This window comes from Streptomyces sp. NPDC058812, assembly GCF_042744565.1.
In the GTDB taxonomy this organism is placed as follows: domain Bacteria; phylum Actinomycetota; class Actinomycetes; order Streptomycetales; family Streptomycetaceae; genus Streptomyces; species Streptomyces thinghirensis.
In genome coordinates, this window is sequence record NZ_JBHYOB010000028.1 from 33,555 (window position 1) to 56,160 (window position 22,606).

Consider the following 22,606-nt stretch of genomic DNA (forward strand, 5'->3'; position numbering starts at 1 on the left):
GGCGGGCCGGGACGTACAGTCGGCGTCGTCGCGGGCGCGCCGGGCGCCGACTCCGACCTGCTCGTCGGAGGTTTCAGCGACGCCCTGCCGGCCAACGCCGAGTGGTCGCCGATCAGCCCGGCACGTTCGATCCCGCCAACGCCGGAAGACCAACGCCGGAAGACCAACGCCGGAAGACCAACGCCGGAAGACCAACGCCGGAAGTCCAAGGCCGGAAGGAGCACCGACAGCTTGGCCCGAGCCCACTCCGACCTGGACTACGCCTTCGTCGTCAACGAGAAGAGGGACTGCGCCGCACGCAAGGCCCTCGACACGGCTGGAGCCGACCAGGTGGGGTGTGCGGGCTATGAAACGGCCACCGGCAGTCCCGCCGCCCGCCAAGCCTGGAATCCGCCGATCAGATCGGTGGCCCGGTGCAGGCCCAGGCGGTGCAGGGAATCCGCCGCCAGGCTGGAGGCGTAGCCCTCGTTGCACACCACGACGACGCGCAGGTCATGGCCCGTGACCTCGGGGAGACGGTGGCTGCCCTGCGGATCCAGGCGCCACTCCAGTTCGTTGCGCTCGATCACCATCGCGCCGGGGATCACGCCGTCCCGCTCGCGCAGGGCGGCGTAACGGATGTCCACCAGCAGCGCCCTGCCGGCCCCGGCGGCGTCGTACGCCGCGAGCGGCGCGATCCGGCGGTAACCGCTGCGTACGCGCTCCAGCAGAGCGTCGATTCTCGTCGGCTCGCTCACTGCCAGTCCTCCGGGCGCTCGACCTGCTCCAGGCGCAGGGTCTGCCCGCTGCGGCTGTAGCGGCGGATCCGTGGCAGGGGCGGGTAGTAGGCGTGCACGGAGACCGCGTGCCGGTCGGGTGACTCGTTGAGCACCTCGTGCACATGGTGCCGGCCGAATGCGCGTCCCTTGCCCGTCGGCAGTCGGCGTTTCCGGTCCACCCCGTCGGTGAGTTCCAGGGTCTTCCAGCCGTCGGTGGGCAGGCGGGCGGCGAGCGCCTTCTCCGTGAGTTCACCCGCGGCGGTCACGAAGGCGCCCACGGACTCGGCGTGGTCGTGCCAGCCGGTGCCCATGCCGGGCGGCCAGCCGATCAGCCAGGCCTCGCTGCCGCCCGGTCCGGCCAACCGGACCCAGGTGCGGCCCTCCGGGTCGAGCGGGAGGGAGGCGATCAGTCCGGCGTCGGCGGCCGTACGGCGAACGAAGTCGAGGAGCTCGGCCTGAGTGGGAGGGGCCGTGGCCCCGGAGGCAAGAGCGGCGGACGAAGCAGGGGAGACAGAGGCAGGGGAGGAGACAGACACGGGTACCGTCCTGGGAGTTTCGCGAAGGAGCGCGCGGCGGCACGCAGAAGTGGCGCGCGCAGAGAAGAGCTGCGAATTCAGCAGGACGGGTGACACACGCAGCCCGCATAGCGGATGAGGTCCATGTGGACCCTCCGCCACAGGCGTACACAGGTGTCGGTCACGGTCCGGAGTAGACCACGACGGTGTGGACCGGTCAACTCACCGTCGCCATATGGACAGCGCCCGGCGATGGCCGACGGCCACGAGCCGCCGGCGCACCCCCGGACGGCCGGTCAGCGGGACCCGGCCGCAGCCCCCGCTCCCGCCCCCGCCTCTTCCTCCGTGGGCTCCGTGGCCGTGGTCGGCGCCCCTCCCACCGCCGTCTCCGCCGCCGCGTACAGGTCGGCCGGGCGCACCCCGTTCAGCGCCGTGACGAGGTGACCGTCGGGCCGCACCAGCAGCACTGTGTGGGCCGCGGCGCCCGGGTAGCTCTCGGCGACGAGCAGCTCGGCGTGATGCGGCAGCGCCGTCACCGCCGCCGCCAGTCGGGGCATGATGCCGGCGGTCACCCAGTGCTTGCGGTCCCACACACCCGTACCCGGCGCGATCAGCACCACCAGCAGCGCCCCGCGCCCGAGCCGGTCGCGCAGCCGTACGAACGTGCCGTCCTCCGCCGTGACCACCACATCGCTGACGGGCGCACCGGGCGGTGTGCCGACGGACACCTCCCCGGCGAGGTCCTGGGGCGCGAGCGGCGAGTCGGCGTACGTGCCCGGCGCACCCAGAGTCCCGCGCCGCAGGTGGCCGTCCGCGAGCAGCGCGTCGTTGCCGCGGGTCGAGCCGGGGACGTAGGACCGCAGGCCTCCGCCACCGCGCAGCAGCGGCAGCACCTGGTCGGCGGCGCGCAGCCGTGCGGCGATCGCCGTGCGCCGCTCCTCCTGGTAGCTGTCGAGCAGCGCCTCACGCGGTCCGTGATGCCAGGCCAGGGCCAGTTTCCAGGCGAGGTTGTCGGCGTCCAGCAGCCCCTCATCGAGCCCCTGTGTGCCCAGCGCGCCCAGCAAGTGGGCGGCGTCCCCGGCGAGGAGTACGCGGCCCACCCGCCAGCGGCGGGCCAGCCGGTGGTGGACCGTGTGGACTCCGGTGTCGAGGAGTTCGTACGACGTGGGCGACCCGCCGGCCCAGCCGGTGAGGGTCTCGCGGACCCGGGTGACCAGCAGCTCGGGCGTGACCAGATCCTTGCCGGGAGGCAGCAGCCAGTCCAGGCGCCACACGCCGTCCGGCAGGGGGCGGCCGACGATCTCGCCGGCCGACGGGCCGGACGTACGCCACGGAGGCATCCGGTGGAGCAACGCCTCGTCGGTCCACGGGAGTTCCGTGCGCAGTGAGGCGACGGCGTATCGTTCCACCGCCGTACGGCCGGGGAAGCGGATGTCCTGGAGCTTGCGGACGGTCGAGCGGGGGCCGTCGCAGCCCACCAGGTAACTGCCGCGCCACCAGGTGCCACCGGGGCCGCGGGTGTGGGCCGTGACGCCCGAGGCCTCCTGCTCAATGCCGTCCAGGCGGCTGTCCACCGCGACCTTGACGAGCGACTCGTGGGCGAGTGCCGTGCGCAGGACGTCGGTCAGTTCGTGCTGGGCGATGTGCAGCGGCGCCGGGTCGGTGTCGCCGAAGACGACCTCGCGCGTCACCTGCTTGCGCCGCATCGACCGCCATCCGGCCCAACGGAAACCCAGCCCCGTCAGCGGTGTGCCGGTCAGCCGCTCGACGAGGGTGACGGCGTCCTCGCCCAGGACGACGGTCCGCGCGGGACGCGGTTCGTCCTTGCCCGGCCCTTCGTCGAGAACGACGCAGGGCACCTCCTGCCGCGCCAGCGCCAGGGCGAGCGTGAGCCCTACGGGCCCCGCTCCGGTGATGATCACCGGGTCCACGGCGCGACGCCCCCTGCCCGTGACGGTGTCCCGGGGGACGTGGGTGAACAGGACATTGGAGCAGGGTGCACGGTCACAGAACGTATGCAACCTATTGCCGCTGCTTGCGTCAAGTGACGGAGGCAGTGGCGATCATGCCACTGCCTCCGTGATGGTCATATGAGGTGACCGAGTGTCAGTTGTGTCAGGCGGCGCCGGTTCCGGTCCCGGCTGCCTCGGTGTCGTCCGCCTTGAGTACCGCACCGGTCGACTTCTTGGCCCGCCGCAGCCGGCGTTCCAGCCAGCTCGCGAAGCTGGTGAGGGAGAAGTTGAGTGCGATGAAGAGGACGGCCACGACGGTGAAGCTGGCGATGATGTTGGCGCCGTAGTACGCGCTCATCGTGTTGGCGGCGGCGAGCAGATCCGGGAAGGTCAGGACCGCGCCGCCGAGAGCCGTGTCCTTGAGGATCACGACAAGCTGGCTGACGATGGCCGGAAGCATCGTGGTGACCGCCTGCGGCAGCAGAATCAGCCGCATCGACTGGCCCTTGCGCAATCCGATCGCCATCGCGCCTTCGGACTGGCTCTTGGGCAGTGCGAGGATGCCGGCCCGCACGATCTCTGCGAGGACGGCGGCGTTGTACAGGACCAGACCCGTCACGACCGCGTACAGTGGACGGTCGTCCGAGCTGACACCGGTGTACTCGGCGAACAGCGCGTTGCCGAAGATCATGAGGACCAGCACGGGGATGGACCGGAAGAACTCCACCACGATGCCGACCGGGACCCGCACCCACGCGTGGTCCGACAACCGGGCGATGCCCAGTACGGCACCGAGCGGCAAGGCGATGACCATCGCGAGAGCCGCTGCCTTGAGGGTGTTCTGCAAACCCGGCCAGATGTAGGTCGACCAGGGCTCACCGCTGGTGAAGAACATCTCCCACTTGGCCCAGTCGAGCTGGCCCTTGTCGTCGAGGGCCTTGTACACCCACCACACCAGGGCCGCGAGGGCAACCACGAAGACGGCCGTGAACAGGACGTTGCGTCGCTTGGCGCGTGGCCCCTGGGCGTCGTAGAGAACGGAGCTCATCGCTTCACCGCCACCTTCTTGCCCACCCAGCCCAGAATCAGGCCGGTCGGCAGCGTCAGAACCACGAAACCGAAGGCGATGACCGCGGAGATCAGCAGCAATTGCGCCTCGTTCTCGATCATGTCCTTCATCAGTGCCGCCGCTTCGGCGACGCCGATGGCTGCGGCGACCGTGGTGTTCTTGATGAGCGCGATCAGTACGTTGGCCAGGGGGGCGACCGATGATCGGAACGCCTGCGGGAGCACCACGAGCCGGAGTACCTGGCTGAAGCTCAGACCAATGGCCCGGGCCGCCTCCGCCTGGCCGACCGGCACGGTGTTGATGCCGGAGCGCAGCGCCTCGCACACGAAGGACGAGGTGTAGAGGACCAGGGAGAGAACGGCGAGCCGGAAGTTGATCGTCTCGAAATCGCCCTCGGCACCGAGAGTGACGCCAAGGGTCTGACTCAGGCCCAGCGACGAGAACAGAATGATGACCGTCAGCGGAATGTTCCGCACGACGTTCACGTACGCGGTCCCGAAGCCACGCATCAATGGCACCGGGCTGACGCGCATGGCGGCCAGCAGAGTGCCCCAGATCAGAGAGCCGACGGCCGAGAGCACAGCGAGCTGCACTGTCGTCCAGAAGGCTCCCAACAGGTCGTAATCCTGAAGAAAGTCGAACACGATCTCCCGCGCTTCCGCGTGTAGGGATGCCCGCCCCGGTGCGCCGCCCCTTCCGGAGGGCGGCGCACCCTGTCAGGCCCGGCTTCAGCTCTTGACGTCGCCGATCTTCGGCGCGGGCTCGTTCTTGTAGTTGGCCGGACCGAAGTTGTCCTTCACGGCCGTCTCCCAGGCGCCGTCGGAGACCATGGCCTCGAGCGCGTCGTTGATCTTGGCCTTGAGGTCGCTGCCCTTCTTGACGCCGATGCCGTAGTTCTCGTTGGTCATCTTGAAGCCGCCGAGCTTGAACTTGCCCTTGAACTGCGACTGGGCGGCGTAACCGGCGAGGATCGAGTCGTCCGTGGTGAGCGCGTCGATGGCGCCGGTCTGCAGACCGTTCAGGCAGGCCGAGTACGTCGGGTAGTTCTGCAGCTGCGCCTTGGGCGCCAGCTTCTCCTTGACATTCTGGGCCGAGGTCGAGCCGGTGACCGAGCAGAGCTTCGCGTCGTTCAGGTCCTCGGGCGACTTGATCTTGTTGTCGTCGGCGCGGATCAGCACGTCCTGGTGGGCCAGCAGGTACGGGCCGGCGAAGTCGACCTTTTCCGAGCGCTCCGGCGTGATCGAGTACGTGGCGGCGATGAAGTCGACGTCACCGCGCTGCAGCATGGTCTCGCGGTCGGCGCTCTTCGACTCCTTCCACTCGATCTGGTCCTCGGTGTAGCCGAGCTTCTTGGCGACGTACGTGGCGACGTCGACGTCGAAGCCCTCGTAGCCGTCGGGCGTCTTCTGGCCGAGGCCCGGCTGGTCGAACTTGATGCCGATGGCGATCTTCTTGTCGTCACCACCCGAGGAGCCGCTGTCTCCGTCGTCGGAGCCGCACGCGGTGGCGGTCAGGGCGAGGGCGAACACGGTGGCCGAGGCGGCGGTGACCTTGCGGAGCTTCATGGTGAACATCCTTTGGCTGTGATCAGACGATCAGACGATCAGATGCGAGAGGCGAGCCGGCTGGAGCGCGGGCGACACGGACGTCGGACCCGCACCGTGTCAGTGGTGCAGGATCTTCGACAGGAAGTCCTTGGCGCGGTCGCTGCGCGGATTGCTGAAGAACTGGTCCGGCGTGGCCTCTTCGACGATGCGGCCGTCCGCCATGAACACCACGCGGTTGGCCGCCGACCGGGCGAAGCCCATCTCGTGCGTGACGACGACCATGGTCATGCCGTCACGGGCGAGCTGCTTCATGACCTCCAGCACCTCGTTGATCATCTCGGGGTCGAGAGCCGACGTCGGCTCGTCGAAGAGCATGACCTTCGGGTCCATGGCCAGCGCCCGCGCGATGGCGACGCGCTGCTGCTGACCGCCGGAGAGCTGCGCGGGGTACTTGTCCGCCTGGGCGCTCACGCCGACGCGGTCGAGCAGGGCGCGGGCCTTCTCCTCGGCCTTCTTGGCGTCGACCTTGCGGACCTTGACCTGGCCCAGGGTGACGTTCTCGAGCACGGTCTTGTGCGCGAAGAGATTGAAGGACTGGAAAACCATGCCGACGTCGGCCCGCAGCCTGGCGAGTTCCTTGCCCTCCGCGGGCAGGGGCTTGCCGTCGATCGCGATCGATCCTGAGTCGATGGTCTCCAGGCGGTTGATGGTGCGGCACAGGGTGGACTTACCGGACCCGGAAGGTCCGATGACCACGACAACCTCGCCGCGGGTGATCGTCAGGTCGATGTCCTGGAGCACGTGCAACGCGCCGAAGTGCTTGTTGACACTCTTCAGGACGACCAGTTCGCCGGTCGCGGCCACATCTTCCTTGGCCACCGATACTTCGGTCATCGCTCTCGGGCTCCGTCCTCCTCGGTTTCGGAGGACAGTAGTAACGCCAATCGACCTGCGTCTCTACATCTGAGGGGAATCTGAGCATCACGATCCGGTAGCAATCGGATACGAGTCGTAGCACTTGTGAGCAGGGCGCATATCGGCCGGATAACTTCGAGCGGCCGCAACCGGAAGCCTCTTGACGCCGTCCCCCTCCATCGGCGTCACTGCACAAGGCGCACGCGCGTGTGCACGCGTCTTTCTACCCACGCCAAGCGTACGGCCGATGAACCGAAGGGAGCCCGGATGAGACTGCTGCTCGTCGAGGACGACAACCACGTGGCCGCCGCCCTGTCCGCGATCCTGGCACGGCACGGCTTCGACGTCACCCACGCGCGCAGCGGCGAGGAGGCTCTCCAGGCGCTCGTCCCCGAGGTCGACTGCTTCGGCGTCGTCCTGCTCGACCTGGGGTTGCCCGACCAGGACGGCTACGAGGTCTGCGGCAAGATCCGCAAGCGCACCAGCACCCCTGTCATCATGGTCACCGCCCGCTCCGACGTCCGCTCCCGCATCCACGGCCTCAACCTCGGCGCCGACGACTACGTGGTCAAGCCGTACGACACCGGTGAGCTGCTCGCCCGGATCCACGCCGTCAGCCGGCGCACCGCCCAGGAGGACACCACCGGGAGCACCGAGACCGTGGTGCGGCTCGGAGCGGTGCGTATCGAGCTGCCGACACGCCAGGTCAGCGTGGACGGTTCGGTTGTCCAACTCACCCGCAAGGAGTTCGACCTCCTCGCCCTGCTCGCACAGCGCCCCGGAGTGGTCTTCCGCCGGGAGCAGATCATCAGCGAGGTCTGGCGCACCAGCTGGGAGGGGACCGGGCGCACGCTGGAGGTGCACGTCGCCTCGCTGCGCGCCAAGCTGCGCATGCCGGCACTCATCGAGACCGTCCGCGGCGTCGGCTACCGCCTCGTCGCCCCCAACGGATAGCGGGGCCGGGTGAGCACACGCCTGCTCCCGCTGCTCATCGTCCTGATGGCGGCCGTACTGCTCGCGCTCGGCGTTCCGCTCGGCGTCAGCGTCGCCCGCGCGGAGCAGCAGAAGGTCGTCATCGACCGCATAGACGACACGGCACGCTTCGCCGCGCTCGCCCAGTTCGTCACCGAGGACGTGCCGGGCGGCTCGCGCCGGACGACCACGGACGAGCGCCTGGAGACGCTGCAGACCGAGCTCATCAGCTACTACGAGGTCTACGGCATCAAGGCCGGCGTCTTCTACCGCAACCACATCCCGATGGCCAACGCGCCGACGACCTGGTTCCTCCCCCAGACCGGCGAGGTGCGCGACTCCTTCGACGAGGCGCTGCTCAGCCGCCGCAGTCACGACCCGCCGCAGGTGTGGCCCTGGGAGGACGGCCGGCTCGTGGTCGCCTCGCCGGTCATCCGGGACGGGGACGTGGTCGCGGTCGTGGTCACCGACTCGCCCACCGACTCGATGCGGTCGCGCACCTTGCGCGGCTGGCTGATCATCGGCGCCGGTGAGATCGCCGCGATGCTGCTCGCCGTCGGCGCCGCGCTCCGGCTGACCGGCTGGGTGCTCAGGCCGGTACGCGTCCTGGACGCCACGACCCACGACATCGCCACCGGGCGGCTCAAGTCCCGGGTCGCGCCGGCCGGGGGGCCGCCGGAGCTCAGGCGTCTGGCCGGGTCGTTCAACGAGATGGCGGACCACGTGGAGGACGTGCTGGAACAGCAGCGTGCCTTCGTCGCCGACGCCTCGCACCAGCTGCGCAACCCCCTCGCGGCGCTGCTGCTGCGGATCGAGCTGCTCGCCCTGGAACTGCCCGAGGACAACGAGGAGATCGCCTCCGTCCAGACCGAGGGAAAACGACTGGCCCGGGTCCTGGACGACTTGCTCGACCTGGCGCTGGCCGAGCACAGCCAGGCGGACCTGAAGCTCACCGACATCGGCGCGCTGGCCGCCGAGCGGGTGGCGGCCTGGTCACCGACGGCCGGGGCCAAGGGTGTGCGGCTGGTGGGGGACTGCCCGCCGACCACGGGCTGGGCCGACCCGGTGACGCTGTCCAGCGCCCTGGACGCGGTCATCGACAACGCGGTGAAGTTCACGCCGACCGACGAGACCGTCCGGGTCGCGGTCGCCTCCGTCGGGGACGCCACCACCGTCGTCGTCACCGACAACGGTCCCGGGCTGACCGACGAGGAGCTCGCGCGCGTGGGCGACCGTTTCTGGCGCAGCGGCCGGCACCAGAACATCAAGGGCTCCGGCCTCGGCCTGTCCATCTGCCGGGCGCTGCTCGCGGCGGGCGACGGCTCGATCCACTTCGGCCACCACGAGCCGCACGGCCTCGAGGTGACGGTCACGGTGCCGCGGTCCGGGCCGGGGGCAGGCGCAACCAAGGAGCCGGAGCGGCCCTACGGCTTCACCGACCGGTAGTAGCGCCGGGCACCCTCGTGCAGCTCCAGCGGGTCGGTGTAGATCGCGGTACGCAGGTCCACCAGCTGCGCGGAGTGGACGGTCGCCCCGATGCCGTCGCGGCTGTCGAGTACCGTCCTGGTCAGCCACTCCGTGAGCCGCGGATCCATGTCCGCGCGGGTCACCAGCAGGTTGGACACCGCCATCGTGGGCACCACGGCACCGTTCTGCACGGTGGGGTACGCCGACTCCGGCATGTTGGTGGTGCGGTAGTAGCGGGTCGCGCCGCCTGACTCGTGCAGCTTGCCGACGAGGTCCTCGCCGATCGGCACGAACCGGAAGGCGGAGGTCTCCGCGATCTGCTTGAGCCCGTCCGTCGGCACGCCGCCCGACCAGAAGAACGCGTCGAGCTCGTCGCCCAGCCGCCCCGGGCCGGTGTCGATCCCGTCCGCACGCGGCGTGATGTCCCTCTCCGGATCGATGCCCACGGCCTTCAGCAGCCGGGTGGCGATCAGCCGTACGCCCGAGTTCGGCAGCCCGATGGCCACCCGCTTGCCGCGCAGGTCGGCGACGGACTGGATGTCCGAGCCACTCGGCACCACGAGCTGCACGTAGTCGTCGTAGAGGCGGGTGACACCGCGCAGCCCCTCGGAGCCGGGACGGCCGGCGATCTTGTACGTTTCCACGGCGTCGGCCGCGGCGATCGTGAAGTCGGCCTCCCCGGACGCCACCCGCTCGACGTTCTCCTGCGAGCCCGCGCTGGTCATCAGCCGTACCTTCAGGTCCGGCATGTCCTTGCGCAGCTCGGTGCGCAGCAGTTCGCCGTACTTCTGGTAGACGCCCGCACGTGTGCCCGTGCTGAACGTGATCGCCCCGCTCGGCGGTTCCTCGCCCAGCGGCAGCAGCCACCACAGCAGCAGCCCGAGGGCGACGGCACCGGCGACCGAGCCCTGGACGGCGCGGCGTCTGCCGATACGGGAGAGCAGCGAGGACATGTGCGCGATCCTGCCAGCCCGCAACCCGGCTGACCAGGGCGGAGCTCACACGGCGACCGTGCGGGAGCGCGGCGCCGACTGTCAGTGGCGCTCGTTAAAGTCGTCCGCATGAACTCCTCGCCCGCCGACCTGGTCCGCGCCTTCCACCTCGCCTTCGGGCTGGACGCCCGCAGCACTCCGACCGAGGTCTCCTCCGACCTGGCCGCCCACAGAGGCGAGTTGCTCGCCGAGGAGGCCGCCGAGGTCGCCGAGGTGTCGGTGACGGGCCCGCTCGACCGGCTCGCGCACGAACTGGCGGACGTGGTCTACGTCGCCTACGGCACGGCGCTCGTCCACGGCATCGACCTCGACGAAGTGATCGCCGAGATCCACCGCTCCAACATGACCAAGCTGGGCCCCGACGGCCGGGTCAGCCGCAGAGCCGACGGCAAGGTCCTCAAGGGCGACCACTACGAGGCGCCGGACGTGCCGGGCGTACTGCGCCGGCAGGGATGGACGCCGCGGACGGTGGAGGCACTGGAGACGCCGGGCGCCTGATGCGGGCGCGGGGCGCGGTGGCCTTCCGTGTTCCTGCCGCTGCGGCTGCCGCTGCCGCTGCCGCTGCCGCCGACGTACGACACGACGACCCCGGCACCTGCGTACCGGGGTCGTGTCGGGGTCGTACCGAGGCCGTCGCGGGGTCAGTCGCCCACCGACGCCTCCGCCCCCGCCGTCTGCGGCGTCCCGTCGGGGACGCCGCCGGGGCGGTCGGGGTTGTCCCGGCGACGGAACAGACGGGACGCCAGCGGCTCGGTGAAGCGGGCGGTGAGGGGGCCGAGGACGACCAGGATGAGGACGTAGGCCGTGGCCAGCGGGCCCAGGGACGGTTCGATACCGGCCGAGACCGCGAGGCCCGCGATGACGATCGAGAACTCGCCGCGCGCCACCAGCGCACCGCCCGCGCGCCAGCGGCCCTTGACGGAGATCCCGGACCGCCGGGCGGCCCAGTACCCGGTGGCGATCTTCGTCACGGCGGTGAGCAGAGCCAGTGTGAGAGCGGGCAGCAGGACCGGCGGAATGCTGGCCGGATCGGTGTGCAGCCCGAAGAAGACGAAGAAGACCGCGGCGAACAGGTCCCGCAGCGGGCTCAGCAGTGTGTGCGCGCCCTCCGCGACCTCTCCGGACAGCGCGATGCCCACGAGGAACGCGCCCACGGCGGCCGACACCTGGAGCTGCTGCGCGACGCCCGCGACCAGGATCGTCAGGCCCAGCACCACCAGCAGCAGCTTCTCCGGGTCGTCGCTGGAGACGAACCGCGAGATCACCCGGCCGTAACGCAGCGCCACGAACAGCACCGCGCCCGCCGCGGCCAGCGCGATCGCCAGCGTGATGCTCCCTGTCATCAGCCCGGCACCGGCCACCAGAGCGGTGACGATCGGCAGGTACACCGCCATCGCCAGGTCCTCCAGGACCAGCACGCTGAGGATCACCGGGGTCTCGCGGTTGCCGACGCGGCCGAGGTCTCCGAGCACCTTGGCGATGACACCGGACGACGAGATCCACGTCACTCCGGCCAGTACGACGGCCGCCACCGGACTCCAGCCCAGCAGCAGTGCGGCCACCGCGCCCGGTACGGCGTTGAGCGCGCAGTCGACGAGGCCGGCCGGATAGTGGGATTTCAGGTTGGTGACCAGGTCGCTGGCCGTGTATTCCAGGCCCAGCATCAGCAGCAGGAGGATGACGCCGATCTCGGCGCCGGCGGCGACGAACTCCTCGCTCGCCCCCAGCGGCAGCAGGCCGCCTTCGCCGAACGCCAGCCCGGCCAACAGGTACAGCGGGATCGGGGAGAGGCGGTATCGGCCGGCGAACCGGCCGAGCAGCCCGAGCCCCAGAATGATGGAACCGAACTCGATCAGCAGAACCGCGGAGTGCACCGGCTCACTCCTGCCCGAGTATCGCCGCGGCCGTGTCGACGCCCTCGCGGGTGCCGATGACGATCAAGGTGTCACCACCCACCAGCCGGAAGTCCGGCGCGGGCGACGGAATGGCCTCGGCCCGCCGCAGCACCGCGACGATGGACGCGCCGGTCTCGGTCCGCATGCACGTCTCGCCGAGCTGGCGGCCGTTCCACCGGGACGTCGCGGACACCTCGATCCGCTCGGCGACCAGCCCGAGGTCAGTGGTGTAGAGCAGGCTCGGGCTGTGGTGGGAGGGCTTCAGCGCGTCGATCAGCGCACCCGCCTCCGCACCGGCCAGCCGAAGCGAGTGGGCGCAGGAATCAGGGTCGTCGGCCCGGTACATGTTCACCGTGCGGGTGCCGTCGCGGTGTGCCACCACCGACAGATGGCGGTGTTCGCGAGTCACCAGGTCGTACTGGACCCCGATACCCGGCAGCGGCGTCGCCCTCAGGCGTGGAGCTGACACGAGCTTTCCCCTCATTTGTCTTGCTTCCCTTGCCGCGCTTCCGGCACGTGAGTGACATGCTCGCGGCCTCGCCATGCTGTCATCCGCACGTACGGTGGCGATATGGGTGTCGTGACGGATATACGCGGCCGGTCGCGGGCGGCGAAGCTGGCCGCGGCGGTGTCGTGCGCGAGGGCCGGGAGGAGCGGGAAGAGGACCGTGTCGCTGTTCTGGCGGATCTTCTCGCTCAACGCCGCGGGTCTGGTCGTCGCCACAGCACTGCTGCTGGGACCGGTCACCGTGTCGACGCCCGTCCTGCCCGGGGAAGCGCTGGTCCTGCTGGCGGGCCTCGCGGCGCTGCTGGCCGGCAACGCGGTCGTCCTGCGCATAGGACTCGCCCCGCTGCACCGGCTCGGCCGGGCCATGGCCACCGCCGACCTGCTGGTGCCAGGGGCCCGCCCGACGGTCGCCGGACCGGCCGAGGCGGCACAGCTGATCGCGACGTACAACACGATGCTGGACCGGCTCCAGGCCGAACGCGCCGCCGGCGCCGGCCGTGCCCTGCACGCCCAGGAACGCGAACGCCACCGCATCGCCCGCGAGCTCCACGACGAGGTCGGCCAGACCCTCACGGCCGTCCTCCTCCAGCTCAAGCGCGTCGCCGACCGGGTGCCCGGCGAACTGCGTGAGGAAGTGTCGCTCGCCCAGGAGGCCACCCGGGCCGGCCTCGACGAGATCCGCCGCATCGCCCGTCGCCTGCGCCCCGGTGTCCTGGACGAGCTCGGCCTCGCCAGCGCCCTGCGCTCGCTCGCCGCCGAGTTCACGCACCACGGGCTGACCGTCCACCATCACGTCCCCGGCGACCTGCCCCCGCTCGCCCCGGAGGCGGAACTCGTGATCTACCGGGTCGCCCAGGAGGGCCTGACCAACACCGCCCGCCATGCCGCCGCCGACCGCGTGGAGCTGAGCCTCCGCCCGCTGCCCGACGGCGTCGAACTGCTCGTACGCGACAACGGCACCGGTCTCGGCGCGGCCTCCGAAGGCGCCGGCATCCGCGGCATGCGTGAACGGGCCCTGCTGATAGGAGCCGAGATCCACTTCGAACCCGCCCCCGTACGGGGCACCGACGTACGCCTTCGCGTCCCCGCCCCGCCGGGGGACCGACCCGGAGACCGCCCCTGATGTCCGCCCGGCCCCCGATCCGCGTCCTGCTCGCCGACGACCACACCCTCGTACGCCGCGGAGTGCGCCTCATCCTGGACGGCGAACCCGACCTGACCGTCGTCGCCGAGGCCGGTGACGGGGCCGAGGCGGTCGCGGTGGCGCGGGCCACCGACGTGGACCTGGCCGTCCTGGACGTCGCCATGCCCCGCATGACCGGCCTCCAGGCGGCCCGCGAACTCTCCCGCCGCCTGCCCGAGCTGCGCATCCTCATCCTGACCATGTACGACAACGAGCAGTACTTCTTCGAGGCCCTCAAGGCCGGTGCCTGCGGCTACGTCCTCAAGTCCGTCGCCGACCGCGACCTGGTCGAGGCATGCAGGGCGGCCGTACGCGACGAGCCGTTCATCTACCCGGGCGCCGAACGGGCCCTGGTCCGCTCCTACCTGGACCGCCTGCACAGCGGCGGTGGCCTGCCCGAGCGGCCCATCACCGAACGCGAGGAGGAGATCCTCAAGCTCGTCGCCGAGGGCCACACCTCCAAGGAGATCGGCGAGCTGCTGTTCATCAGCGCCAAGACCGTCGAACGCCACCGTGCCAACCTCCTCCAGAAGCTGGGCGTCCGCGACCGCCTGGAGCTCACCCGGTACGCGATCCGCGCGGGCCTCATCGAGCCCTGACCACTAGGGCCTGTCGCCGGCTCCGACCAGCCCTGACCAGCACCGACCCCGGTTGTCCACAGGCGGCCCGGGCCATCGCCGCCGACCGCCTACCCTTATTGCCATGAGCAGCATCGACCGGAGCCAGTCAGTGGGCGGCACGCGCACCTATGAAGTACGCACCTACGGGTGCCAGATGAACGTCCACGACTCCGAGCGATTGTCCGGGCTGCTGGAGGACGCGGGCTACGTCCGCGCCCCCGAGAGTGCCGACGGCGACGCGGACGTCGTCGTCTTCAACACCTGCGCCGTGCGGGAGAACGCCGACAACAAGCTGTACGGCAACCTCGGCCACCTCGCCCCGAAGAAGGCGAGCCGCCCCGGGATGCAGATCGCGGTCGGCGGCTGCCTGGCGCAGAAGGACCGCGACACGATCGTGAAGCGGGCGCCCTGGGTGGACGTCGTCTTCGGCACGCACAACATCGGCAAGCTGCCGGTGCTGCTGGAGCGCGCCCGAGTGCAGGAGGAGGCGCAGGTCGAGATCGCCGAGTCCCTGGAGGCGTTCCCGTCCACGCTGCCGACCCGGCGCGAGAGCGCCTACGCGGCCTGGGTCTCCATCTCCGTCGGCTGCAACAACACCTGCACCTTCTGCATCGTCCCGGCGCTGCGCGGCAAGGAGAAGGACCGGCGTCCCGGCGACATCCTCGCCGAAGTCGAGGCCCTGGTCGCCGAGGGCGTCTCCGAGATCACCCTCCTCGGGCAGAACGTCAACGCCTACGGCTCCGACATCGGCGACCGCGAGGCCTTCAGCAAGCTGCTGCGTGCCTGCGGCAACATCGACGGCCTGGAGCGCGTCCGCTTCACCTCCCCGCACCCGCGCGACTTCACCGACGACGTGATCGCCGCCATGGCCGAGACACCGAACGCGATGCCGCAGCTGCACATGCCGCTCCAGTCCGGCTCCGACCCCGTCCTGAAGGCCATGCGCCGCTCCTACCGCCAGGAGCGCTACCTGGGCATCATCGAGAAGGTGCGCGCCGCCATCCCGCACGCGGCGATCACCACCGACATCATCGTGGGCTTCCCCGGCGAGACCGAGGAGGACTTCGAGCAGACCCTGCACGTGGTGCGCGAGGCCCGGTTCGCCCAGGCCTTCACCTTCCAGTACTCCAAGCGGCCCGGCACCCCGGCCGCGGAGATGGACGACCAGATCCCCAAGGCGGTCGTCCAGGAGCGCTACGAGCGTCTCGTCGCCCTCCAGGAGGAGATCTCCTGGGAGGAGAACAAGAAGCAGGTCGGCCGCACCCTGGAGCTGATGGTCGCCGAGGGCGAGGGCCGCAAGGACGGCGCCACCCACCGCCTCTCCGGCCGCGCCCCCGACAACCGCCTGGTGCACTTCACCAAGCCCGACCAGGAGGTCCGCCCGGGCGACGTGGTGACGGTCGAGATCACCTACGCCGCTCCGCACCACCTCCTCGCAGAGGGCGAGGTGCTCGGTGTGCGCCGCACGCGCGCGGGCGACGCCTGGGAGAAGCGCAACGCGGCCGAGCAGGCCAAGCCCGTGGGCGTGATGCTGGGCCTGCCGAAGATCGGCGTTCCCGAGCCCCAGCCCGCCGTGGCGAGCGGCTGCGGCTGCGACTGACCGCAGGGCGTACGACGGCGGACGGCGGTACGGGGCTACGCTGCCGATCATGCTTGTCGCCGCCGCTGTCTGTCCCTGTCCGCCGCTCCTCGTGCCGGAGGTGGCCGCGGGCGCCGCACCCGAGCTGGACGCCGCGCGTGCCGCCTGCACGGACGCGCTGGGTGTGCTCGCCGCGGCCCGGCCCGACCGGCTCGTGGTGGTGGGGCCCGCCGACGGCACCGGACCCGAGGTCTATCCGCAGGGCACGCCGGGCTCGTTCCGCGGATTCGGCGTGGATCTGGACGTGCGCCTGGGCCCGGACCTCGGTACGGAGCCGGAGCGAACCGGTCGTGAGCTGCCGTACGGGTTCGCCGTGGGCGCATGGCTGCTCGGACGGACCGGGTGGGCCGACGCCCCCGTCGAGGGCATCGGTGTGGGGGAGGCCCTCCCCGCCGATCGCTGCGCGGCGCTGGGCCGGGACGTCGCCGCGCGGGCCGGTCGGATCGCGCTGCTGGTGCTGGGCGACGCCAGCGCGTGCCGCACGCTCAAGGCCCCCGGGTACCTCGACGAGCGGGCGGCGCCCTTCGACGCGGAGGTGGGGCGCGCGCTGGGAGCGGCGGACGTGACCGCCCTCGCGGCGCTGGACGCCGCGCTGGCCCGCGAGCTGAAGGTGTCCGGCCGGGCGCCCTGGCAGGTCCTCGCGGGCGCGGCCGAGGACACGGCTCTCGCCGGCGCGCTGCTGTACGAGGACGCGCCGTACGGGGTGGGGTACGTCGCGGCCATCTGGTCGTAGGAGGCCGGCCGCGGGACATCCGCCACGCACGAGCCGGCGGACGGCCCGGAGCTGATCCGCTCGTGACCGTCCGCCGATGTGCCGGTGCCCCGCCCCGCTACCGGGGCGTGGGGCGTGGGTCAGGAAGCCGGAGGCGGCCCGGCCGGCGGGGTACCGCCCGGGGTGGTGCCCGGTGTGTTCCCGTCTCCGTCCATGCCGTCGGCGTCCTTGTGGGCGAGGCGGTCCATGGCGCCCTTCGCCTTGCCCGTGCCCGTCTGGATCCGGTCGCTGTACTTGCCCTTGGTCCTCTCGTCGACGGTCTTCGCCACCTTGTCGAGACCGCGATCGATCTTGTCCCCGTGCTGCTGCGCGAGGTCGGAGACCTTGCCCTTCGCCGGTCCCAGTTTGGCCTTCAAGTTGTCCAGCAGACCCATGGTTCGCCTTCCCTCACGGGGCAGTCAGGTGCGGGCGCCCTTGTCGGCCTCGTTGTCGACGGCCTCCCCGGCGGACTGCTGCTTGGGGATGCCGACGCTCTCCGAGTCGGCGGACTCGTCGGCCTCAGCGGCCTCGTCGGCCTCCGCGGGCTGTGCCGTGTTCCGGGGTCCGGCTTCGGTCGATTCCACGGTCTCTGCCGCGTTCGCCTCCGCCGCACGCTCGGGCTCCGGGGTATCGGCCGACGTCGCGGCGGCCGGCGCCTCCTCCGTGGTCTTCGACCTCCGAAAAAGCCGTGCAAAAACGCCCATATCAACTCCATACGTTACTCGTGCGGGCGAAATCCCGCGGCATCCGGTGCGTCCGTTTGCGTGGCCGGGGCCATGGCCCCGGTGGTCCGGGGCGCGGGAACCTCGCAACGGGCAACGATCCCGGCCCCGCGCCGTCACGTAACTCGTTCGAGGGCCGGGCGAGAGGTTTGCGAGACTGGTGCGGTGAGCAGCGCACCCCCCGCCCCCCGCGTCATCGCCGTAGTCGGACCCACCGCGGCCGGAAAGTCCGATCTGGGCGTCTTCCTGGCCCGGCGGCTCGGCGGTGAGGTCGTCAACGCCGACTCCATGCAGCTCTACCGTGGGATGGACATCGGCACCGCCAAGCTGACGCCCGAGGAACGCGGTGGCGTCCCGCACCACCTGCTCGACATCTGGGACGTGGCGGTCACCGCATCCGTCGCCGAGTACCAGCGGCTCGCGCGGGAGCGGATCGACGCGCTGCTCGCCGAGGGGCGCTGGCCGGTACTCGTCGGCGGCTCCGGCCTCTACGTCCGCGGGGCCGTCGACAACCTGGAGTTCCCCGGCACCGACCCCGAGGTCAGAGCCCGGCTGGAGGAGGAGCTCGCAGTGCGGGGCCCGGGGGCGCTGCACGCCCGTCTGGCCGCCGCCGACCCGGAAGCCGGGCGGGCCATCCTGCCCAGCAACGGCCGTCGGATCGTGCGCGCCCTGGAAGTGATCGAGATCACCGGAAGGCCCTTCACCGCCAACCTCCCCGGCCACGACTCCGTCTACGACACCGTGCAGATCGGCGTCGACGTGGCGCGCCCCGAGCTGGACGAGCGCATCGCCCACCGCGTCGACCGGATGTGGGAGGCGGGTCTGGTCGAGGAGGTGCGCGCACTCGAGGCGCAGGGGCTGCGCGAGGGGCGTACGGCGTCGCGCGCGCTCGGCTACCAGCAGGTGCTCGCGGCGCTCGCCGGCGAGTGCACGCTGGACGAGGCGCGGGCCGAGACCGTCCGTGCCACCAAACGCTTCGCGCGCCGTCAGGATTCGTGGTTCAGGCGCGATCCGCGGGTGCACTGGTTGAGTGGGGCTGTGGCGGATCGCACGGAACTTCCGCGGCTCGCCCTGTCGTTGGTCGAACGACCGGTTACAGCCTGATCACGTGATGGCATCGGGACGCCCCGGCCGTCATCCGGGCCTTCGGCGGCGTGCCATCATCGAGCTTCGATCGACCGAGTGAGTCCTAGTTGGGAGGGCGCGTGGCGATGGAGGCCGGCCCTCGTGACACCGCACCAAGCACCGAGCACGGCGCCGCCGACCACGGCGGACCGGAGCCGGACGGAGCCGGTCTGAGCCCCGACGGCCCCGACGAGACCCCGGAGGGCGTGGCGGCCGACGGCCCCGAGCCCGACGGGATGTACGGGGACGAGGTCGAGGTCGAGCTGCGTCCGCAGCGACGGCTGCGCATCTGGCAGCTCGCGCCCATCGTGTGCCTGGCCGTGGTCGGTTCCCTGATGTTCGCCTTCCCGCTCGCCTTCGACTTCGGCGACAGCGGCGCGGTGATCGCGATGCTGGGGCTGCTGATCTGCTCCTGCGCGGCCGGCTGGGGCATGATGGCCGCCCGCCGGGTCGGCTACACCTGGCCGGGTCTGCCGCAGCGCGGATCGGGGCGCCGTGCCGACTGGCGGATGATCCTCGTGTACGCCCTGGCGGTCGCGGCCGTCGTCGTCCTCGCCGTGTGGCGGGTGGCCCGCCTGCGGGGCTGACAGGAGCCCACCGGCGCGGGGCCCGCGTGCGCGTGCCCGCGTCCGAGCACGTCCGCCCCTCGTTCACGCCTCGTCGTCCTGTCGTACCGACCCCGTACGATCGAGGAATGAGCACGCGGATCGCCTTCCTCAAGGGTCACGGCACCGAGAACGACTTCGTGATCGTCCCGGACCCGGAGAACGCCATCGACCTGCCCCCAGCGGCCGTCGCCGCCCTGTGCGACCGCCGCGCGGGCATCGGCGGCGACGGACTGCTGCACGTGGTGCGGTCCGCGGCGCACCCCGAGGCCAAGGACATGGCCGCCGAGGCGGAGTGGTTCATGGACTACCGCAACGGCGACGGATCGGTCGCGGAGATGTGCGGCAACGGAGTGCGGGTCTTCGCGCGCTGCCTCCAGCGCGCCGGGCACGCCGCCGAGGGCGATCTGACCATCGCCACGCGCGGAGGCGTGAAGCGCGTTCACCTCGCGAAGAACGGCGACGTGACCGTAGGCATGGGCCGCGCGCTGCTCCCCGAGGGCGACGTCGTGGTGAGCGTCGACGGGCGCAGCTGGCCCGCGCGGAACGTGAACATGGGCAACCCGCACGCGGTCGCCTTCGTCGCCGACCTCGCCCACGCGGGCGACCTGTACTCCCCGCCGCTCCACGAGCCCGCCACCGCCTACCCGGACGGCGTCAACGTCGAGTTCGTAGTCGATCGCGGCCCCCGTCACGTCGCGATGCGCGTGCACGAGCGCGGCTCCGGGGAGACCCGTTCCTGCGGCACGGGCGCGTGCGCCGTCGCCGTCGCCACCGCCCGCAGGGACGGCGCCGACCCGGCGGTCACCGGCACCCCGGCGACCTACACGGTCGACGTGCCCGGCGGCACCCTGGTGATCACCGAGCGCCCCGACGGCGAGATCGAGATGACGGGCCCCGCCGTGATCGTCGCCACGGGAGAATTCGACTCCGCATGGCTGGAAGGGGTACTCGCCTGAACCACGACCCGGTGAACCACAGCCCGGTCCATGACACTCAGTGCGAAAACGTAAACCCTCGGACCATCGCTCGAATGGGTGATCCGTTTCACGCTCGGCGAGAGGCGGTCAGCCGCACGTGATGGGCTCGATAGCATCAAGCACCGGCCCGGACGGGGGACCAACACCATCCCCTGAGCCGTGTCCGCCCTGGGATACCCCGTCCGCCGGTCCGTGCAGCCGGAGGTGCCCATGAATGCGGAGGCCGTGAATCCAGCGAGCCCAGGCCCTGTGACGCCCGCGGTCAACGGCGCCGTCGCGCCGGCCGCGCCCCGCAGGAAGGCCCGCCCCCGGATCGACCTGCGCCGCCTGGGCCGCGCCGCACTGCTCGGCTCCGCCGCCCGCGGCCGGCTGCCCGACGCCATCGGCCACGTCGTCGAGGCACACCGCGCCCACCACCCCGACGCCGACCTCGATCCGCTGCGCCGCGCCTACGTGCTGGCCGAGTCCTCGCACCGCGGCCAGACGCGCAAGAGCGGCGAGCCGTACATCACCCACCCCCTCGCCGTGACCCTGATCCTCGCCGAGCTCGGCGCGGAGACCACCACGCTGACCGCCTCCCTCCTCCACGACACCGTCGAGGACACCGAGGTGACCCTCGACCAGGTCGGTGAGCAGTTCGGCGCCGAGGTCCGCTACCTCGTCGACGGCGTCACCAAGCTGGAGAAGGTCGACTACGGCGCCGCCGCCGAGCCCGAGACCTTCCGCAAGATGCTCCTCGCCACCGGCAACGACGTCCGCGTGATGTCGATCAAACTCGCCGACCGGCTCCACAACATGCGCACCCTCGGTGTCATGCGCAAGGAGAAGCAGGAGCGCATCGCCAAGGTGACCCGGGACGTGCTCATCCCGCTCGCCGAGCGGCTCGGCGTACAGGCGCTCAAGTCCGAGCTGGAGGACCTCGTCTTCGCGGTCATGCATCCCGAGGAGTACGCGCGCACGCGGGAGTTGGTCGACGAGAACGCCGCCCGCGCGGACGATCCGCTCACCGCGGTCGCCGACGAGGTGCGCAAGGTGCTGCGCGAGGCCGACATCACCGCCGAAGTCCTCATCCGGCCCCGCCACTTCGTCTCCGTGCACCGTGTCTCCCGCAAGCGCGGCCCGCTCGGCGGCGCGGACTTCGGCCGCCTCCTGGTGCTCGTGCAGGAGGACGCCGACTGCTACGCCGTCCTCGGTGAACTGCACACCTGCATGACGCCGGTCGTATCGGAGTTCAAGGACTTCATCGCCGTACCCAAGTTCAACCTGTACCAGTCTTTGCACACCGCGGTGGCCCGCGCGCAGGACGGCCAGGTCGTCGAGGTCCTCATCCGCACCCACCAGATGCACAAGGTCGCCGAGGCGGGTGTCGTCGCGCTCGGCAATCCCTACGCCCCGCCGTCGGAGGAGCAGACCGCGGGCGACGGCGAGCGCGCAGACCCGACCCGGCCCGGCTGGCTCTCCCGGCTGCTCGACTGGCAGCGGGGCGCCCCCGACCCCGACACCTTCTGGTCCACCCTCCGCGCGGACCTCGCCCAGGACCGCGAGATCACCGTCTTCCGGCCCGACGGCGGCACCCTCGGTCTGCCCGAGGGCGCGAGCTGCGTGGACGCCGCGTACGCCCAGTACGGCGAGGACGCGCACGCGTGCATGGGCGCCCGGGTGAACGGCCGCCTGGCGACCATGAGCACGGTGCTGCGGGACGGCGACACCGTGCAACTCCTGATGGGCCAGGACCCCGCCTCCGAGCCCTCCAGGGAGTGGCTGGAGCACGCCCACACGCCTGCCGCGCGGATCGCCATCCAGCGTCGGCTCGCGGCCCACCCCGCGCGGCCGCCCGCCGAAGCGGAGGAGTCGTCCCGCGGCCCCGCCGTCGGCGACGCACCCGTCTCGCGTCCGGCGTCCGACGGACCGGCCGCCCGTCCCGCCTCCGCCGACGTCCTCGTCGACCCGCCGGGTGCGACCGTACGGCTGGCCGGCTGCTGCACCCCCGTACCGCCCGACGAGATCACCGGCTTCGCGGTGCGCGGGGGAGTGGTGACCGTGCACCGCGCGGAGTGCGCGGTGGTGGCGCGAATGAAGAGCGCGGGACGCGCGGAGGTCGGCGTGCGCTGGGGGGCGAGCACGCAGTGCAGGGTCACGCTGCTCGCCGAATCGTTCGGTCGCCCGCACCTCCTGGCCGATCTCACGGAGGCCATGGCAGTCGAAGGCGCCGAGATCGTCTCCGCGACCGTCGAACCCCCCGACCGGCAGCGGGTCCGCCACACCTACACCGTCCTGCTCCCGGACGCCGCCCGGCTGCCCGCCCTCATGCGCGCGATGCGCGACGTGGCCGGGGTGTACGACGTGAGCAGAGCGCAGCCGCAGACCACGGGAGTCTGAGCCGTATCCGGAC

24 protein-coding genes are annotated in these 22,606 nt (G+C 71.2%); 11 read left to right on the plus strand and 13 right to left on the minus strand.

The window, feature by feature from the left end; genetic code table 11:
- Nucleotides 1–344: 344 nt before the first annotated feature.
- The 8 genes from ACFW48_RS35625 to ACFW48_RS35660 all read right to left on the minus strand — a co-directional run bounded on the left by ACFW48_RS35625 (nucleotide 345) and on the right by ACFW48_RS35660 (nucleotide 6,735).
- Entirely contained in the window at nucleotides 345–737 is a 393-nt protein-coding gene (locus ACFW48_RS35625) for a rhodanese-like domain-containing protein (RefSeq protein WP_386322355.1), read from the minus strand.
- The gene (locus ACFW48_RS35630; RefSeq protein WP_386322357.1) at nucleotides 734–1,294 is read right to left on the minus strand and encodes a cysteine dioxygenase; all 561 of its coding nucleotides are present in this window, start codon (nucleotides 1,292–1,294) and stop codon (nucleotides 734–736) included. The genes ACFW48_RS35625 and ACFW48_RS35630 overlap by 4 nt, the downstream gene beginning before the upstream one ends.
- Nucleotides 1,295–1,371: 77 nt before the next feature.
- Nucleotides 1,372–1,458, minus strand: coding sequence for a putative leader peptide (locus ACFW48_RS35635; RefSeq protein WP_386322414.1), 87 nt, complete (start codon nucleotides 1,456–1,458; stop codon nucleotides 1,372–1,374).
- A gap of 111 nt (nucleotides 1,459–1,569) precedes the next feature.
- Nucleotides 1,570–3,204, minus strand: coding sequence for an FAD-dependent monooxygenase (locus ACFW48_RS35640; RefSeq protein WP_386322359.1), 1,635 nt, complete (start codon nucleotides 3,202–3,204; stop codon nucleotides 1,570–1,572).
- A 184-nt stretch (nucleotides 3,205–3,388) separates the two neighbouring features.
- Nucleotides 3,389–4,273 (minus strand): amino acid ABC transporter permease, encoded by an 885-nt coding sequence (locus ACFW48_RS35645; protein WP_386322361.1) that lies wholly within the window; start codon nucleotides 4,271–4,273, stop codon nucleotides 3,389–3,391.
- Nucleotides 4,270–4,938 (minus strand): amino acid ABC transporter permease, encoded by a 669-nt coding sequence (locus tag ACFW48_RS35650; protein ID WP_386322363.1) that lies wholly within the window; start codon nucleotides 4,936–4,938, stop codon nucleotides 4,270–4,272. Before ACFW48_RS35650 ends, ACFW48_RS35645 begins: the two co-directional genes overlap by 4 nt.
- 84 nt (nucleotides 4,939–5,022) lie before the next feature.
- On the minus strand, nucleotides 5,023–5,859 hold the full coding sequence (locus ACFW48_RS35655; RefSeq protein WP_386322365.1) for a glutamate ABC transporter substrate-binding protein: 837 nt from the start codon (nucleotides 5,857–5,859) through the stop codon (nucleotides 5,023–5,025).
- A gap of 99 nt (nucleotides 5,860–5,958) precedes the next feature.
- Nucleotides 5,959–6,735, minus strand: coding sequence for an amino acid ABC transporter ATP-binding protein (locus tag ACFW48_RS35660; protein ID WP_310870878.1), 777 nt, complete (start codon nucleotides 6,733–6,735; stop codon nucleotides 5,959–5,961).
- A 288-nt stretch (nucleotides 6,736–7,023) separates the two neighbouring features.
- Here ACFW48_RS35660 and ACFW48_RS35665 point away from each other — a divergent pair, with 288 nt between their 5' ends.
- Together ACFW48_RS35665 and ACFW48_RS35670 are read left to right on the plus strand one after the other, a co-directional pair.
- Nucleotides 7,024–7,710, plus strand: coding sequence for a response regulator transcription factor (locus tag ACFW48_RS35665; protein ID WP_386322367.1), 687 nt, complete (start codon nucleotides 7,024–7,026; stop codon nucleotides 7,708–7,710).
- Between the two features lie 9 nt (nucleotides 7,711–7,719).
- Nucleotides 7,720–9,174, plus strand: coding sequence for an ATP-binding protein (locus ACFW48_RS35670; protein WP_386322369.1), 1,455 nt, complete (start codon nucleotides 7,720–7,722; stop codon nucleotides 9,172–9,174).
- On the opposite strand, the gene ACFW48_RS35675 is transcribed toward ACFW48_RS35670, so the two are convergent.
- Entirely contained in the window at nucleotides 9,153–10,148 is a 996-nt protein-coding gene (locus tag ACFW48_RS35675; protein ID WP_386322371.1) for a TAXI family TRAP transporter solute-binding subunit, read from the minus strand. The two genes, ACFW48_RS35670 and ACFW48_RS35675, sit on opposite strands and share 22 nt — an antisense overlap.
- Nucleotides 10,149–10,256: 108 nt before the next feature.
- Here ACFW48_RS35675 and ACFW48_RS35680 point away from each other — a divergent pair, with 108 nt between their 5' ends.
- On the plus strand, nucleotides 10,257–10,685 hold the full coding sequence (locus tag ACFW48_RS35680) for a MazG nucleotide pyrophosphohydrolase domain-containing protein (protein WP_386322373.1): 429 nt from the start codon (nucleotides 10,257–10,259) through the stop codon (nucleotides 10,683–10,685).
- 143 nt (nucleotides 10,686–10,828) lie between these two features.
- Here ACFW48_RS35680 and ACFW48_RS35685 read toward each other — a convergent pair whose 3' ends face one another.
- Nucleotides 10,829–12,061, minus strand: coding sequence for a cation:proton antiporter (locus ACFW48_RS35685; RefSeq protein WP_386322375.1), 1,233 nt, complete (start codon nucleotides 12,059–12,061; stop codon nucleotides 10,829–10,831).
- Nucleotides 12,062–12,065: 4 nt separating this feature from the next.
- Nucleotides 12,066–12,551, minus strand: coding sequence for a cation:proton antiporter regulatory subunit (locus tag ACFW48_RS35690; RefSeq protein ID WP_386322377.1), 486 nt, complete (start codon nucleotides 12,549–12,551; stop codon nucleotides 12,066–12,068).
- 102 nt (nucleotides 12,552–12,653) lie between these two features.
- Here ACFW48_RS35690 and ACFW48_RS35695 point away from each other — a divergent pair, with 102 nt between their 5' ends.
- From ACFW48_RS35695 to ACFW48_RS35710, 4 genes are all read left to right on the plus strand, one after another.
- Entirely contained in the window at nucleotides 12,654–13,712 is a 1,059-nt protein-coding gene (locus ACFW48_RS35695; protein WP_386322379.1) for a sensor histidine kinase, read from the plus strand.
- Nucleotides 13,712–14,371 carry a response regulator gene (locus ACFW48_RS35700; protein ID WP_386322381.1) on the plus strand — a complete coding sequence of 220 codons (660 nt, stop codon included), beginning with the start codon at nucleotides 13,712–13,714 and terminating at the stop codon, nucleotides 14,369–14,371. The genes ACFW48_RS35695 and ACFW48_RS35700 overlap by 1 nt, the downstream gene beginning before the upstream one ends.
- Nucleotides 14,372–14,474: 103 nt before the next feature.
- Nucleotides 14,475–15,992, plus strand: coding sequence for a tRNA (N6-isopentenyl adenosine(37)-C2)-methylthiotransferase MiaB (gene miaB, locus ACFW48_RS35705; protein WP_386322383.1), 1,518 nt, complete (start codon nucleotides 14,475–14,477; stop codon nucleotides 15,990–15,992).
- 49 nt (nucleotides 15,993–16,041) lie between these two features.
- Nucleotides 16,042–16,764, plus strand: a complete 723-nt coding sequence (locus ACFW48_RS35710) for a class III extradiol dioxygenase subunit B-like domain-containing protein (RefSeq protein ID WP_386322385.1) — start codon at nucleotides 16,042–16,044, stop codon at nucleotides 16,762–16,764.
- Between the two features lie 119 nt (nucleotides 16,765–16,883).
- Here the strand turns inward: ACFW48_RS35710 and ACFW48_RS35715 are convergent, their stop codons facing one another.
- Together ACFW48_RS35715 and ACFW48_RS35720 are read right to left on the minus strand one after the other, a co-directional pair.
- The gene (locus ACFW48_RS35715; protein ID WP_386322387.1) at nucleotides 16,884–17,177 is read right to left on the minus strand and encodes an antitoxin; all 294 of its coding nucleotides are present in this window, start codon (nucleotides 17,175–17,177) and stop codon (nucleotides 16,884–16,886) included.
- Nucleotides 17,178–17,201: 24 nt separating this feature from the next.
- Nucleotides 17,202–17,486 carry a hypothetical protein gene (locus ACFW48_RS35720; protein WP_386322389.1) on the minus strand — a complete coding sequence of 95 codons (285 nt, stop codon included), beginning with the start codon at nucleotides 17,484–17,486 and terminating at the stop codon, nucleotides 17,202–17,204.
- A gap of 183 nt (nucleotides 17,487–17,669) precedes the next feature.
- Here ACFW48_RS35720 and miaA point away from each other — a divergent pair, with 183 nt between their 5' ends.
- The 4 genes from miaA to ACFW48_RS35740 all read left to right on the plus strand — a co-directional run bounded on the left by miaA (nucleotide 17,670) and on the right by ACFW48_RS35740 (nucleotide 22,593).
- Nucleotides 17,670–18,608, plus strand: a complete 939-nt coding sequence (miaA, locus tag ACFW48_RS35725) for a tRNA (adenosine(37)-N6)-dimethylallyltransferase MiaA (RefSeq protein ID WP_386322391.1) — start codon at nucleotides 17,670–17,672, stop codon at nucleotides 18,606–18,608.
- Between the two features lie 107 nt (nucleotides 18,609–18,715).
- The gene (locus tag ACFW48_RS35730) at nucleotides 18,716–19,216 is read left to right on the plus strand and encodes a hypothetical protein (protein ID WP_386322416.1); all 501 of its coding nucleotides are present in this window, start codon (nucleotides 18,716–18,718) and stop codon (nucleotides 19,214–19,216) included.
- Between the two features lie 107 nt (nucleotides 19,217–19,323).
- On the plus strand, nucleotides 19,324–20,193 hold the full coding sequence (gene dapF / locus ACFW48_RS35735) for a diaminopimelate epimerase (RefSeq protein WP_386322392.1): 870 nt from the start codon (nucleotides 19,324–19,326) through the stop codon (nucleotides 20,191–20,193).
- 231 nt (nucleotides 20,194–20,424) lie between these two features.
- On the plus strand, nucleotides 20,425–22,593 hold the full coding sequence (locus ACFW48_RS35740) for a RelA/SpoT family protein (RefSeq protein ID WP_386322394.1): 2,169 nt from the start codon (nucleotides 20,425–20,427) through the stop codon (nucleotides 22,591–22,593).
- Nucleotides 22,594–22,606 lie beyond the last annotated feature (13 nt).

Coding starts and splice junctions, on each gene's coding strand:
- ACFW48_RS35660 (WP_310870878.1), bottom strand. CDS start 6,735: ATGACCGAAGTATCGGTGGCCAAGGAAGATGTGGCCGCGACCGGCGAA.
- ACFW48_RS35675 (WP_386322371.1), bottom strand. CDS start 10,148: ATGTCCTCGCTGCTCTCCCGTATCGGCAGACGCCGCGCCGTCCAGGGC.
- ACFW48_RS35655 (WP_386322365.1), bottom strand. CDS start 5,859: ATGAAGCTCCGCAAGGTCACCGCCGCCTCGGCCACCGTGTTCGCCCTC.
- ACFW48_RS35700 (WP_386322381.1), top strand. CDS start 13,712: ATGTCCGCCCGGCCCCCGATCCGCGTCCTGCTCGCCGACGACCACACC.
- ACFW48_RS35740 (WP_386322394.1), top strand. CDS start 20,425: ATGAATGCGGAGGCCGTGAATCCAGCGAGCCCAGGCCCTGTGACGCCC.
- dapF (WP_386322392.1), top strand. CDS start 19,324: ATGAGCACGCGGATCGCCTTCCTCAAGGGTCACGGCACCGAGAACGAC.
- ACFW48_RS35695 (WP_386322379.1), top strand. CDS start 12,654: ATGGGTGTCGTGACGGATATACGCGGCCGGTCGCGGGCGGCGAAGCTG.
- ACFW48_RS35710 (WP_386322385.1), top strand. CDS start 16,042: ATGCTTGTCGCCGCCGCTGTCTGTCCCTGTCCGCCGCTCCTCGTGCCG.
- ACFW48_RS35665 (WP_386322367.1), top strand. CDS start 7,024: ATGAGACTGCTGCTCGTCGAGGACGACAACCACGTGGCCGCCGCCCTG.
- ACFW48_RS35680 (WP_386322373.1), top strand. CDS start 10,257: ATGAACTCCTCGCCCGCCGACCTGGTCCGCGCCTTCCACCTCGCCTTC.
- ACFW48_RS35715 (WP_386322387.1), bottom strand. CDS start 17,177: ATGGGTCTGCTGGACAACTTGAAGGCCAAACTGGGACCGGCGAAGGGC.
- ACFW48_RS35730 (WP_386322416.1), top strand. CDS start 18,716: ATGGAGGCCGGCCCTCGTGACACCGCACCAAGCACCGAGCACGGCGCC.
- ACFW48_RS35645 (WP_386322361.1), bottom strand. CDS start 4,273: ATGAGCTCCGTTCTCTACGACGCCCAGGGGCCACGCGCCAAGCGACGC.
- ACFW48_RS35720 (WP_386322389.1), bottom strand. CDS start 17,486: ATGGGCGTTTTTGCACGGCTTTTTCGGAGGTCGAAGACCACGGAGGAG.
- miaB (WP_386322383.1), top strand. CDS start 14,475: ATGAGCAGCATCGACCGGAGCCAGTCAGTGGGCGGCACGCGCACCTAT.